At 56.4% G+C, this 13,923-nt stretch carries 12 protein-coding genes; 8 read left to right on the forward strand and 4 right to left on the reverse strand.

Annotation, left to right across the window (positions count from 1 at the left end):
- Positions 1-17 precede the first annotated feature (17 nt).
- From hybA to GN111_RS20870, 8 genes are all read left to right on the forward strand, one after another.
- The gene (gene hybA / locus GN111_RS20835) at positions 18-941 is read left to right on the forward strand and encodes a hydrogenase 2 operon protein HybA (protein WP_155305600.1); all 924 of its coding nucleotides are present in this window, start codon (positions 18-20) and stop codon (positions 939-941) included.
- Positions 938-2,143, forward strand: coding sequence for an NrfD/PsrC family molybdoenzyme membrane anchor subunit (gene nrfD / locus GN111_RS20840; protein ID WP_155305601.1), 1,206 nt, complete (start codon positions 938-940; stop codon positions 2,141-2,143). The genes hybA and nrfD overlap by 4 nt, the downstream gene beginning before the upstream one ends.
- Positions 2,140-2,913, forward strand: a complete 774-nt coding sequence (locus GN111_RS34670; RefSeq protein ID WP_231715513.1) for a cytochrome c3 family protein — start codon at positions 2,140-2,142, stop codon at positions 2,911-2,913. The genes nrfD and GN111_RS34670 overlap by 4 nt, the downstream gene beginning before the upstream one ends.
- A complete protein-coding gene (locus GN111_RS34675) occupies positions 2,914-4,218 on the forward strand; it encodes a tetrathionate reductase family octaheme c-type cytochrome (protein WP_231715514.1) in 1,305 nt (434 codons plus the stop codon).
- Between the two features lie 295 nt (positions 4,219-4,513).
- The gene (prxU, locus tag GN111_RS33970) at positions 4,514-5,233 is read left to right on the forward strand and encodes a thioredoxin-dependent peroxiredoxin (protein ID WP_231715515.1); all 720 of its coding nucleotides are present in this window, start codon (positions 4,514-4,516) and stop codon (positions 5,231-5,233) included.
- 232 nt (positions 5,234-5,465) lie between these two features.
- A complete protein-coding gene (locus GN111_RS20860) occupies positions 5,466-6,851 on the forward strand; it encodes an MBL fold metallo-hydrolase (RefSeq protein ID WP_155305605.1) in 1,386 nt (461 codons plus the stop codon).
- A 361-nt stretch (positions 6,852-7,212) separates the two neighbouring features.
- The gene (locus GN111_RS20865; protein WP_155305606.1) at positions 7,213-8,532 is read left to right on the forward strand and encodes a (Fe-S)-binding protein; all 1,320 of its coding nucleotides are present in this window, start codon (positions 7,213-7,215) and stop codon (positions 8,530-8,532) included.
- 122 nt (positions 8,533-8,654) lie between these two features.
- The gene (locus GN111_RS20870; RefSeq protein ID WP_155305607.1) at positions 8,655-9,020 is read left to right on the forward strand and encodes a hypothetical protein; all 366 of its coding nucleotides are present in this window, start codon (positions 8,655-8,657) and stop codon (positions 9,018-9,020) included.
- 170 nt (positions 9,021-9,190) lie between these two features.
- On the opposite strand, the gene GN111_RS20875 is transcribed toward GN111_RS20870, so the two are convergent.
- The 4 genes from GN111_RS20875 to GN111_RS20890 all read right to left on the reverse strand — a co-directional run bounded on the left by GN111_RS20875 (position 9,191) and on the right by GN111_RS20890 (position 13,818).
- Positions 9,191-11,278: an ASKHA domain-containing protein gene (locus tag GN111_RS20875; RefSeq protein WP_155305608.1), complete on the reverse strand. Its 2,088-nt coding sequence runs from the start codon at positions 11,276-11,278 to the stop codon at positions 9,191-9,193.
- A gap of 44 nt (positions 11,279-11,322) precedes the next feature.
- The gene (trxA, locus tag GN111_RS20880) at positions 11,323-11,643 is read right to left on the reverse strand and encodes a thioredoxin (protein ID WP_155305609.1); all 321 of its coding nucleotides are present in this window, start codon (positions 11,641-11,643) and stop codon (positions 11,323-11,325) included.
- Between the two features lie 92 nt (positions 11,644-11,735).
- Positions 11,736-12,059, reverse strand: a complete 324-nt coding sequence (locus tag GN111_RS20885; RefSeq protein ID WP_155305610.1) for a hypothetical protein — start codon at positions 12,057-12,059, stop codon at positions 11,736-11,738.
- Positions 12,060-12,186: 127 nt separating this feature from the next.
- Positions 12,187-13,818: a universal stress protein gene (locus GN111_RS20890; protein ID WP_155305611.1), complete on the reverse strand. Its 1,632-nt coding sequence runs from the start codon at positions 13,816-13,818 to the stop codon at positions 12,187-12,189.
- Positions 13,819-13,923 lie beyond the last annotated feature (105 nt).

A 13,923-nucleotide genomic window follows, 5' to 3' on the forward strand; every position in this document is an offset into this window, starting at 1 on the left:
CCGCGCAAGGAGGGCCTATGGGGCTGAACAGACGTGATTTTTTCAAATATGTGACCGTTGCCGGTGCGGCGGTGGCCGGGGCCGAAGGCTCGGCCCATGCATGGCAATCCAGGGCTCCGTCCGATTCCGTCGGCTGTCTGGTGGACCTGACCCGCTGCATCGGCTGCCGCAAATGCGAACAGGCCTGCAACCGGGTTAACGGTCTACCCGAGCCGGACCGTTCTTTCGAGGATTACACGGTTCTCGATAGAGAGCGGCGGCCCGACGAAAAGGCCTACACGGTGGTCAACCGCCACACCACAGGGCAGATCGACGAGCGTGACCAGCTCATTCCGACTTTCGTGAAGCTGCAATGCATGCACTGCCAGGACCCGGCCTGTGCCTCGGCCTGCATCGTGGGCGCCCTGTCCAAAAAGGAAAACGGAACGGTCCACTACGACGTCAGCAAATGCATCGGCTGCCGCTACTGCATGGTGGCCTGCCCCTTCGAGATCCCGGCCTATGAGTACCACGATCCCATCACGCCGCGGGTGATGAAATGCACTTTCTGCTACGAACGGGTACAAAACGAGAACAAGCTGCCCGGATGCGCGGAGATCTGTCCGGTGGAGGCCATCACCTTCGGCCGGCGCAGCGATCTTTTAAAGGTGGCCCATGATCGCATCAAGAGAAATCCGGGCCGCTATATTGACCACGTCTACGGTGAAAAAGAGGTTGGCGGCACCAGTTGGATGTATCTGTCCGCCGTGCCCTTCGAGAAGCTTGGTTTCGTCACCCTGCCGGAAGAACCCATGCCCCGGCTGGCGGAAACCATCCAGCACAGCCTTTTCGCCTACATGTGGTCGCCCATCGTGCTTTTCGGCATGCTCGGCGGGGTCATGTGGGCCTCCAAGGACAAGAGCGACCGGGCTGGAAACGGCAAGGAAGGAGGTTCTTCATGACGCATCAGGCAGCACCGGTAAATGCGAAATTCTGGACGCCCGGGGTCGTCGTGCTGGCGGTGCTCATGGCCGCCGGCGCGGCAGCGATCCTGGCCCGCTTCATCGGGGGCATCGGCTATGTCTCCAACCTTACCACCGCGCGCCCATGGGGGCTGTGGATCGGTGTGGATGTGGCCTCGGGCGTGGCCCTGGCCGCCGGCGGATTCACCACCGCTTTCCTGGCCCATATCATCGGCCGTCATTATTACGAACCCGTTGTCCGTCCGGCCCTGCTGACGGCCATGCTAGGGTATACGTTTGTCGTTTTGGGCCTGTTGGTGGACATCGGCCGATCCTGGGCGATCTGGAAGCCCATGATTCACTGGAATCCAACCTCCGTTCTGTTCGAAGTGGCCATGTGCGTCATGTTCTACCTCAACGTGCTTTATCTTGAATTTTTGCCCATTGTGGTGGAACGCTTCAAGGGCCGGGTGAAGCTGCCCGGACCGCTGGCCGGCCTTAACACCCCGGTCGAAGCGATCCTTCGCCTCCTGGACGCCGTTTTGCCCAAGATCATGTGGATCTTTATCATTGCCGGAGTGGTGCTCTCTTGCATGCACCAGTCCAGCCTGGGCTCCTTGATGCTCATCGCCCCCACCAAGCTGCATCCCCTTTGGTACACGCCCATTTTGCCGCTGCTTTTTCTTACATCGGCCATCGCGGTGGGCTATCCCATGGTGGTGTTCGAGGCTACCCTGGCCACGACATCGCTGAAACTCGATTCCGAGATGAAGGTGCTCGGACCGCTGACCCGCATCACCATTTTCCTTTTGGGGCTCTACCTGGCGCTGAAAGTGGGCGACATGGTGGTTCGCGGCACCTATATTTACCTGTTTGACTTCACGGCCCAGACCAACGCGTTTCTCGTCGAAATGAGCTTTGGAGTGATCGTACCCTGGCTGATGTTGCTTTCCCCGGCGGTGCGCCGTTCGCGTCGCTGGCTTTTCACCGCCTGCACCATGATTGTTGGCGGCGTGCTGGTCAATCGCCTGAATGTGTTCGTGGTCGGCTATCGCCCGCCCATCAGCGAAGCCAACTATTCCCCGGCCATCGGCGAAATCCTGGTTACCGTGGGGCTCATCGCAGCCCTGATGTTTCTTTATCGATTCCTTGTGACCTATCTTCCCGTGCTCAACAAACCGGAACAGGAGGTGTCTGCATGACCAGAACAGGACCGGTGATTTTTAGCTTCATTATCGTTGCCCTGGCTGGCCTCTGCTGGTGCGGTCCGGCCCTGGCGGCTGCGGATACGGCAGCCGCGCCGCCACCGGCGGAGACGGTGGTCTGGACCGCTCCGGATCAGGAAGCGGCCAAAAAGCGGGCGGCCGAGGTGGTTCCCTTCGTGGAGGCGGTCATGGACGAGTGTCGCCTGTGCCGCCAGCAGCGGCTGCGCGACATGGGGCTGAGCGTCAAGGATCAGACGGAAAGCTATTATCTGCTGGACAGCCCCATCATCCGCAGGACCGAAGACCATTACGGGCCGGTGCGCTTCATGCATGCCAAGCACGCCACGGTCACCAAGGACTGCGCCCTGTGCCATCATTATCGTCCCGTGGACGAGAGCGCATCGGAAACCACACGGTGTTCGGCCTGTCACCAGGAGCCGTTTCAAAAAGATCATCCCGAGCGGTTGGGGCTCAAGGCCGCTTATCATCAACAGTGCATGGGCTGTCATCGGGAGATGGACAAGGGCCCCATCGACTGTGCCGGCTGCCACCGCAAGAACATCCCCGACCATAAGGACAAGATCCAACTGGCCGCTAATCCGGAACCCTCCCAGGTGACCAGCGAGTGTCTGCGCTGCCATCAGCAGGCCGGCGAGGACATGCTCAAATCGGCCCACTGGTTGTGGAAGGGACCGTCCCCCTATACCCTCAACCATCGAAAGTCGGTCGAACTCGGTAAAGCCACGGTGGCCACCAACAACTTCTGAGTGAGCATCATCAGCAACGAGGCTCGTTGCACAAGTTGTCACGCTGGATACGGTTGGAAAGACGATAGTTTCGATTTTACCGATATGACCAAGATCGACTGCCTGGTGTGTCACGACACCACCGGGACCTACAAAAAAACCCCCACGGCGGCCGGTATGCCCGATCCCAAGGTGGATCTGGTGGCCGTTGCCAAAAGCGTCGGCGCCACCTCGCGCAAGACCTGCGGGGACTGTCATTTCAACGGCGGCGGCGGTGAGGCTGTGAAGCACGCGGACCTGTCCCGTCAGCTCCTGCACCCAGAACGCAACTGCGATGTCCACATGGGCGGCTACGATTTTCAATGCTCCGAATGCCACCGTACCCGCAACCACAAGATTGCCGGGCGCAGTTCGTCGGTGCCCGTGGCCGAAGGCGATATTTCCTGCCAGAACTGCCATTCGGCGACCCCGCACTATGGCGACCACCTGTTGGATCACCATCTTAACAAGCACAGCAGCAACATCGCCTGTACCACCTGCCATGCGCCGGTTTACGCAAAATGCAAACCCACCAAGACGTTCTGGGACTGGTCCAAGGCCGGCGATAAAAAGCGCAAGCCGGAAAAAGACAAATACGGCATGGACGATTATTTCTGGAAGAAGGGCGAATTCATCTGGAAGGAATCGGCCAAACCGGTGTACCGTTGGTATGGCGGTTTTACCAAGCGACTGCTGCTGGGCGACCAGTTGGACCTGACCCGGTCTGAATTCAATATCACCGAACCGGTGGGTTCCATCAACGACCCCAATTCCAAGATCGCGCCGTTTAAAATCATGGCAGGGGTTCAGGCCGTGGATGCCGAGTACAAGCATTTTCTGGTGCCTCACCTGTACCCACGCGACAAGGAAGACAAAACCGCCTACTGGAAGCACCGCGACTGGCAAATGGCCTTTACCGACGGTATGAAAGCCGCGGGTATGAAATACAGCGGCAAGTACGAGTGGGTCCGCACCAACATGTACTGGGGCGTCGAACATGAAGTCATGCCGGCCGACATGGCCCTTTCCTGCGTCCAGTGCCACGAAAGCCTTAAAGGCGAGCGAACCTGCAACCGCTGCCATCAGGACAGCCGCGATGTGGATTTCAAGAAGGTTGCCCACAAGGGTACGGACTTCTCCTATATGGCGTCCAAGGGCCGCGATGTGAGCCATCTGGTGGGTACTACGGATTACATCGACTTCAAGGCCCTGGGGTACAAGGGAGATCCCATCATCTACGGCGGTCGCTTTAAAAAGCTGCCCATGGGATATAAAGCCGAAAAGTAATTCGACCCAGCGATTCACAAGGTTACATATGCAGCTTCCATGGGATACCGCTCCATATCCGGGATATGGGGCGGTATTTTCCTTGGCGTCACCCGATAGCGGGTGTGCATTGTAAGGTTTGACATTGGAAGGCCATTCAACCTAAAATTTAAACCAGATTCCTGACCGACATTTTTTTGCAGAGGCTTGGTGCGGACGAATACCGAGGCTTGTTTTTACCGATTTTTTGGGAAAATGATTCTCCCCAAAGAATGTATCTTTAACGCCAACCCATATACAACGAAAGGAGAGATGCATGGCAGAAGAAGCCGAAGTCGGGTGTGCCCGACCAACTGGAGGGCCGGTGGGAGAGCCGGTCGAAGAAAAGGCGGAGGAAAAAAGCAAACCTGTTGTAAAGGAGGAGTCAATGATTCACGTCGGAGAAAAAGTGCCGGATTTCGTGGCCCCGGGATATCAGCAAGGCAAGTTCATCAACGTCAAACTGTCCGACTATCTTGGAAAGTGGGTGCTGCTCTGTTTTTATCCGGGTGATTTCACCTTTGTATGAGCTACCGAAATTTCTGCGGTCGCAGAAAAATATCAGGAGTTCAAGAAACTGGGCGTCGAACTGCTTTCTATGAGCATCGACAGCATGTTTGTCCACAAAATGTGGGATGATCACGAGTTGTCCAAAATGGTTGACGGTGGGGTGCCGTTTCCCATGCTCTCCGATGCCGGCGGAAAAATCGGGCGTCTGTACGGTATTTTCAACGAAGGTGCCGGCGTGGAAAACCGCGGCCGGTTCATTATCGATCCGGATGGCGTGTGCCAGGGCTACGAGGTGCTGACGCCACCGGTAGGCCGTAATGTCATGGAGTCCCTGCGGCAGGTGCAGGCGTTCCAGCTGGTTCGCGAAACCATGGGTGGAGAGGCCACGCCTTCCGGATGGCGTCCGGGCAAAAAGACGCTGAAACCCGGACCGGACCTGGTGGGAAATGTCTGGAAGGAATGGAAAACGGAGATGGCGTTCGACTGATGGCCGTATCCACTATATTGGGGCCAGGCCGCTTGCCGGCTTGGCCCCGCAACATTAATGATTGCGCAAAAAGTAGAGCTTGGCACATTGGTGTTATCCCACGCAAGGCGAGGTAAGGGCGAAACATTTTTCGCCCTTACGGAATCCCATGGAGTACCGCCGCGGGAAGAACATGTCCAGCGGCTTTTTGCGAGTTTTTCAACTATGGATTGTCTATAAAAAGGAAACCGTTATGTATTTCAATCAAATTTCCGTGCCTGGTATGGGTTGCCTCTCCTATGCCATCGGCTGTCCGGCAGCCAGGGCCATGGCCGTAATCGATCCCAAACGCGACATTCAGGACTATCTGGATATCGCACGGGAGGAGGGCATGCAGATCACCCATGTGTTCAACACCCATGTGCATGCCGACCATGTATCCGGCGACCAGGAGCTTCGCTTGGCCACGGGCGCGGACATTTACGTCCACGAGAGCGCGCCTGTTGAATACAAGCACAAAACCCTGAAGGAAGGCGATGTCTTCGAACTGGGTGCGGCCAAGCTCGAGGTTCTGCATACGCCCGGCCACACACCCAACTCTGTCTCCCTTCTCGTGACGGATAAAATTCGCTCGGAAGAGCCGGAAATGCTGCTCACCGGCGATCTGCTTTTTGTCGGAGACATCGGCCGGCCGGATTTACCCGGGGCCGAGATCCTGGATGAGCAGGTAGAAAACCTGTATAAAAGCCTTTACGTCAAGCTGGCCGGCTATCCGGATCACCTGGAGGTTTTCCCGGCCCATGGCCAGGGGTCGCTTTGCGGGCGGGGCATGAGTGCCAAGAAAAGCTCCACGTTGGGCTATGAGCGGCGGGCCAACCCCATGTTGCGGTTCGAGTCCTTCGACGCTTTCAAAAAAGATGTGATGTCGGCTTTTCCCGTAAGGCCCAAAAGCTTTTCCCACATCATCCAGACCAACCTCAAAGGCGCGGCGACTTTAGACGCCTGCCCCATGGACAAAAGTCTCACCCCCAAACAGTTCCAGGAAATGATGGGCGACGGCGCCGTCATCATCGATGCTCGCGATTCGGCGGCCTTTGGAGGCTTCCACATTCCGGGCAGCATCAATATCGGATTCGAGAAGCAGCTGGCCAACTGGGTCGGCATGGTGGTTGATCCCGATTCGGAAATCATTCTAGTGGTGGACGACCGCGAGGACTACGATCGCATGGTTACCGAATTGCACCGCATCGGCTACGATCTGATCTTCGGTTACCTTTCCGGGGGCGTCATGGCCTGGCTGATGAGCGGCAGACCCGTGGAGCAGCTGGAACAGATCTCCCCCCAGCAGCTTGCAAGGCGTCTGGAAAAGAGCGGCCTGCGCGTCATTGATGTGCGTACTCCGGCCGAATGGGACGGAAGCCGAATCAAATGGGCCGAACATTTTCCTCTGTCCGATATCCTCGACAGCCGGTTACCCAAGGCGGAAAAGGATGAAGAACTGGTCCTGCAATGCGGCAGCGGGTACCGGTCCAACATCGCCGCCAGCATCCTGCGGCAGGCCGGCTACAACCAGGTGAAATCCCTGGCCGGGGGGATTTTTGCCTGGTCCAACGCGGGCTTGCCTGTGGTGTCCGATTGAGCGCGGCACCGTGGCGACCTTGAAAAATCAGGCACTGGCGCAGCCATGTCGTCCGGGCTCCAACCGGTTCCGGAAAAAGGTGCAAGCATCGAACGAGGGCGGAGAACACGCCGCTAAAAAACCAGTCCTTGACAGTGCAGCCATAAAAAAGCGATCCTGCCGACAGCCGTCAACGTCTTAAAAAAATACGTATAAATTTGATAAGACATGTGCTATTGAAATCTTTTAGTTCCTGTAAAAGGCACACATTTTACCCATTCGTCACCGTTGGGTTGAGGGAAAAGCCCGCAGCAAATTATTTATAACGCTATGGATTTCATGAAAAAATAGCAAACCCAAATCGGAACAGGAGGTGGAGTCAATGAATGAGAAGCTCATTCAATTGGGCGGCAAGAAAAAAAGCACCTTTATGGACAAGGTCAAGGAGATTCTGCCGGAGGGTGGCAATCTGAATCTCTGCCTGACCTGCGGTGCGTGTTCCTCCGGCTGTCCGGCAACCGGTCTCGAAGGCATGGACCCCCGCAAATTCCTGCGTATGGCGGCCCTGGGCATGGATGAAGAGATCGCCAAGTCGGACTGGCCCTGGATGTGCACCATGTGCCAGCGCTGCATCTATGTCTGCCCCATGAAAATCGACATTCCCCAATTGGTTTACAATGCCAGGGGGTTGCGTCCCCGGGAAGAACGCCCCAAGGGCATTCTGGGTTCCTGCGACATGGCCCTGCGCAACGCCAGCACCAGCGCCATGGGAACCTCGCCCGACGACTTCGTTTTCGTGGTGGAGGATGTGCTGGAAGAGTATCAGGAAGCCCAGCCCGAATTCGCCGATATGAAGGCCCCCATCGACAAGCAAGGCGCCGAATTCTTTCTCAACCAGAATTCCCGCGAACCGGTGACCGAACCGGACGAGCTGGTCCCGCTCTGGAAGATCCTGCACCTTGCCGGTGTGGATTGGACTTATGGAAGCGAGGGATGGGCCGGTGAGAACTACTGCATGTTCCTGGCGGACAACGACTCCTGGGAACAGGTTACCCGAACGACCGTCAACCAGGCCAATAAATTGGGGGTTAAAACGTTTCTCAACACCGAGTGAGGGCACGTGACCTTCTCAGTCCGGGCCGGACTGAAAAAATTCAACCTCGAGCACAACTTTGAAGTTAAAAGCATTTACGAATATTACGCCAAGTGGATCCGTGAAGGTAAACTCAAGGTCAACTCCGACTGGAACAAGGACCTGAAAATCAAATTCACGGTCCAGGATCCTTGCCAGATCGTCCGCAAGAGCTTCGGTGATCCGGTTGCCGAAGACCTTCGCTTCGTGGTCAAATCGGTGGTCGGCGAGGAAAATTTCATCGACATGCAGCCTAACCGCTCCAACAATTTCTGCTGCGGGGGCGGCGGGGGCTTTCTGCAATCCGGTTTCAAGGAGCAGCGTCTCAAATACGGCCAAATGAAAGATGGCCAGATTCAGGCGACCAAGGCGGATTACTGCATCGCCGCCTGCCACAACTGCCACGCGCAGATTCACGAACTGAGCGAGCATTACGGCGGGCATTACGGAGTTGTCCACCTGTGGACCCTGATCTGCCTTTCCCTCGGCGTTCTGGGGCCCAATGAGCGCGAGTACCTGAACGATGACCTCAAAGAGGTCAACGTGTTCCATCCGGAAACCGCCATGTAAAACCATGCGGGAGCCTGCCTGCGAACAGGCAGGCTCCCGCACCCACCCATATGCCGCCTTGTCACCGGCAGCCTGCCGGATCATCGGTTCGCCGGTGACGGCCGCTTTTCGTGGGAGGCATCATGCAGCCCAATCTGACCGTCAAGGATCTCGAATCGCGCTGGGAAAAGGCCCTTGAGGAAACCCGGCGCGCAGCGGCCACGCATCCTGCCATCTACCGCAAGCTGAAAGCCCACGCTGCCGAAATCGTAGAAAATCCATTAGATATCAATGATTATTTTCCCACCGTGGAAAAATTGCTCAACCGTTTGGAAACCCTGGACCCCTGTCGCCGCGGCAGTATTTTCGATCTTTTCTGCGAGCGCATATCGCCCGGAAACATCTGGCAGGTGCGAACGCTGCGCTTGGAGTGCCGGGATCTGCTGGCCCATCTCGACGCCTTCGACCGGTGGAAACGCGAAAGAATCCACCTGCGCAGGGTAAAATAAGCGGGTAATCCTTTGTTATCTACGAGTGCCTTTGGGTTGCCGGCATCAAATAAAAAACTCCATAGCCGCGTTGCAGCGGGCCTCCGGAGTTTTTGGTTTGCATTCTTGAACCGCTGATTTTCCGGGCAATATTGGTCTTATCCCAACGGAGGGCAGAGAGCGCTGCCGCGTCAGTTGGGCGTCGCTACGCTGGGAAAGGCGTTCAAATCGGTATGGGGCAGGAAACAGGCCGAGGTGAATTCGTCCATGTACCGCGGGTTGCTGGAAAAGTCCACATAGGTCATGGTGTTGCAGATTTCCCGAGCTTCCTGGCGATATTGGCCGGACAGCAGCGCCATGTAAGCCCCGGCGATGGAGCTGTTGCCCATATAGTTGAATTTGGCGCGATCAATGTCGGGCAGCAGCCCAATGGCCACGGCACGCTCGATGTTGAGATACTGGCCGAATCCGCCGGTAATGATGATGCGGTCCACCATGGAAAAATTCATGCCCGCTTCTCCCAGCAGTGTGGTGAAGCCGGCATAGACGGCTCCCTTGCTGTAGATCAGATTTTTCAAATCCGATGCGGTAAAAACGATATCTTCCTCCATGGGCGTCTCGTCGGCAAAGGCCAGGACATAGGCCGGCTCGTCTCCCTGTTGGCGAACGCGGCGTTTGCCCGCCATGTCGACAAACCGGCCGCTACGATCGACGATACCGGTTCGCATCAGTTCGGCAATCAGGTCGATCATCCCCGATCCACAGATTCCCCGGGCGGGGGCGTCTCCCACTGTGGATAAGGTGGGTTCCAATGAATGCGGATCAATGGTGATTTTTTCGATGGCGCCTTCCTCGGCCCGCATTCCCCAGCGGATTCCGCCGCCTTCGAACGCCGGGCCGGCGCTGCAGGCCGCGGTCATCATCCACTCCCTGTTTCCTATAACGATTTCGCCGTTGGTGCCGATGTCGATGAACAGGGTGGTCAGGTCCTCGCGATGAAATCCGGTATACAATACCCCGGATACGATGTCGCCCCCCACATAACTGGCCGGACCGGGCATGATGAATACGGCGCCCATGGGGTTGGCCTTCAGGCCGATTTCCCCGGCCTTGAGGATGGGAAACTCCGAGACCGTGGGAATGTAAGGGTCCCTTCGGATATAGCGCGGTTCGATCTGCAGCAGCAGGTGGGCCATGGTGGTGTTGCCTGAAACGACGACGTTGCGGACAGCATCCGCCTTGGCGCCGGCACTGTCCAGGGCTTCGCCGATGAGGCTGTTGATGGTGGCCAGGGCCATGCGGCTGAGCTTTTTGACGCCGTTTTTTTCGGCGCAGACGATACGGTTGATGACATCGTCACCGCAGTCTGCCTGACGGTTGTGGCCGGCGGTGGCAGCCAGCACCCTGCCGTCGGTCATGTCCACCAGATACACCACGATGGTGGTGGTGCCGATGTCGATGGCCAGCCCCAAGGATGGCTGGGCGCCGTTTCCGGGGCGAACTTCCAGGATTTCGTTGGCGCATTTGCGGCGGATTACCGATGCGGTGATATTCCAGTTGTCCTGGCGCACGGCCTCGGCCAGTTGGCGCATCACCTTGATGCCCACATTCATGCGGTTGACGTCACAACCTTCTTTCTTCAAGCCCCGATTGAGCCGGTCCAGGTCGCTCACCGAATCCTCCAGGGTCGGCGGTGCCAGGGTCAACGGGACCTGTTTGAGCATTGGATCGATTTCCGTTACCATGCCGCTGAGCTGTTCGGTGACCGCCTGTCCCATGCCGGCAATTTTCAATTTCTTCTGAAGCGCCTCTTCGGGGATTTGCACGGAGACATCGCCGGTGATGCGGCTCTGGCAGGCCAGGACGTAGCCCTTTTTCTTTTCCGCGTCAGTCAGCAGCGGCGTGGGCGGACTTTCCACCGCTCCGGAGGCGACAACCAATTTGCATTTCCCGCAGGAGCCCTTGCCGTTGCAGGAAGCATTGACGTGGACATCGGCGGCTTGGGCCGCTTCCAGCAGGGTGCTGCCCGCAGGTACGGAAACGGTCTGGCCGTCAGGCTGAAAGGTGACGGTGCAGTCAGCAGCAGCGGTCGCCGCATTTTTATCTTCGGCGTCCCAGTTTTCTTTTCGTTTGCTCATGAACCAGATGGGACAGGCGGAGCGGTGCTTACAATAGATTTTCGGGTCTTTGCATTCCAGGCACTCCTCACACAGATAGGTTTGATGCTTCATGCAAAGATACGGGGTCTCCCGGTCCGGATGGTTGACACATTTTCCCATGTCGGCTGTCTCCTAAAGGGGCTGAAGAAAAGATGGATTTTTGCTCAATCGATCAATTGTTTCAGTGCGTTGCCAAGTGTATCGCTCGTCTGAAGTCCGATAAAGCGCGTGATCTCCCGACCCTCCTTGAAAAGAATGATGGTCGGAATACTTTGAATTCCCAGATGCAAGGCAATGTCTCTGTTCTCATCAATATTGATTTTACGAATGGCCGCTTTGCCGTGGTAGCTTTTCTTTAATGCATCGATGACCGGTTTTTGCGCGCGACACGGTCCGCACCAGGGTGCGTCGAAGTCCAACAGGGTGACGCCGTGCAAAATCGACCGTTCAAACGTTTTTTGATTGAGTTTTCGTGTGGCAACCATCGTTGTCTCCTGGTTCCCTCGTCGAAATGGGGGCAGTAATACAGATCATTACCACCCCTTGGATCTTGGACCGTCCGACATGAATGCGGCGATCAACCGCCAAAATTGCCGGCGCCCAGTCCTCGCATGGCCTCTTCCGTGCTCACGCGCAGCGTGGAAAGCGAGGCGTTAAACGCATCCCGTTCCGTCTGGATATCCTCGATGCAAGTCTCCGGCTTGCAATTCTGGCGGATTTGATCGATACGGTCGTCCATTTCCGCAATGAGCATGTGCAGGTCTTCGATATTGGCGCGCAGCTTGCTTTTTTCTCCGCCGGGGAGGCCTTCCATTTTACGGCTGATGTCGTAAACGATGGCCTTCCAGCCGGTGAGTTCCATCTCCATGGTCTTGCAGCAGTTGGTTGCATTCATAATCATGATGATCTCCTCCTTGCTTGATGGTTGCTGGTGCCGAGCCTTGAGAACCCTTTGATTCTCAGTGAATAGACTATCAATTTTTATGCCATCTGCCGTTTTGAAATCGAACACCGGCAGCGCTGCGAAATTATCCGGCTTGGCTGACCGCGCCCTTGCGATGGTCGCCCTTGCTTTTCCCCGAATGGGTCTCGAAAGCCGTTTCGGCCGGCAGGCGCACCACCATCACCGGTACACGGCTCGTCCGGATCACATCGCTGGCCGTGCTGCCGATGATACGCTCTTCCATCTTTCCGTGACCGTGAGTGCCCATGACAATCAGATCGAAATTGCCTTCCCGGGCCGTCGAAACGATCTGACGGACCGGATCGCCGACTTTGACCAGCACATTGCTTTCGTTCAACGGGCAGTGCGGGATTTCCTTGATAACGTTGCGGGACGTCTCCCTGATTCGTCGATGAATGGCTTCTTTGGCCTTTTGGATGCCGGTGGTATGAAATTCCTTCCAGACCTTTTTGTCCATGTGTTCGGCCAGGTCGACGCCGGCTTCCAGGGACAGCGCGTCCAAAACATCCGGTATCACGTGAAGCACCGTAACCCTGGCACCGAAACCGTTACCCATGCTGCATGCGTAGCGTACGGCATGGCGGGCCGTGTCGGACAGATCGGTCGCATAGAGAATGTTGCGAATGGGTGGAACCATGCTTTCTCCGATGGGTGCCAGTGGCTTCGGCAGCGGCGTTACCGTTGCGACGGTTTCGGGAACCTTTTGCAGTTTCGGTTCTTTGGCCTTCTCGCCGAAAATCTTGCCGACGAAGCGAACATACCAGGCAGCCGATTGGATCTGAACGACATAGGCCAGGGCGATCAGCAGGGCGATGGTAAGGCCCTGTTTCCCGAACGCCGTCATGGCAATGGCCAGCGCGATGGACAGATCGCGCATGACCACACCGAAAACCATTGCGATGGCATCTTCTCTTTTCAGAAAAATTCGTCCGGCAATGGAGAGCAACCCGTAGGTGACGAGATAAAAGAGCGCCAGCGGAAGCAAGATGGTAAGGATGTCCTGTGGGTTGGCGATGATGTTTTTGGCTTTGAGCGACATGGCCAGAAAGGCGATTAAAATCACGCCGAGAGCGGAAAAAGGTGGAAACTTCGGCTTGATTCGATCATTCCAGGTCTGGCGGCCGACCTTTTTAATGAACAGCGTCTGGGTCAGCAGGCCGGCAATCAACGGCACGAAGACGAACAAAGCGATTTGTTTGAACATGTGCAGCATGTCCACATCGATGGTGGCTCCCATGAAGACCTTGGTATACACCGGTGCGGCCAACGCACCCAGTACCAGCCCAAAGACGACCATTTTGATGGCGGCTTCCTTGTTGCCCTTGGCGAATCCCGTCCAGGAAATTGTCATGCCCGACGTGGGCAGCACCCCGATGAGAAACAGGCCCACGGCCCAAAGCCCGTATTTTTCAGGTCCGCCGGAAAAAAACAGCTTGCCGGTATAAAAGGCCAGCAGCGGGATGAGAACGAAGTTAACCAGCTGGGTAAGCAGCTGCAGTTTATAGTCCTGGCCTTTGAATATGGTTTTCACGTTCAAGGTCACCATCATGGGGTAGACCATGACGAAGGTAACCGGAATGATGAATTGCTTGAGCGGGCCGGCATCGAAAAGGTAGCCGTAGAGCAGCCCGACGGACATGGAGATCGGGATCGACCAGACCAGATTTTTTTGTAAGAATGAAAGCACACGCAACATGTCGTCTCCTTTTTTGAACCGGTTAATCATAATACCGTTGCCGTTTGGTACGGCATTGAAGAAGGTAATACCAACATTCGTGCCATCTGGTTTTTTTGGTACTAA

The sequence above is a fragment of the Desulfosarcina widdelii genome (assembly GCF_009688965.1).
Taxonomy (GTDB): Bacteria; Desulfobacterota; Desulfobacteria; order Desulfobacterales; family Desulfosarcinaceae; genus Desulfosarcina; species Desulfosarcina widdelii.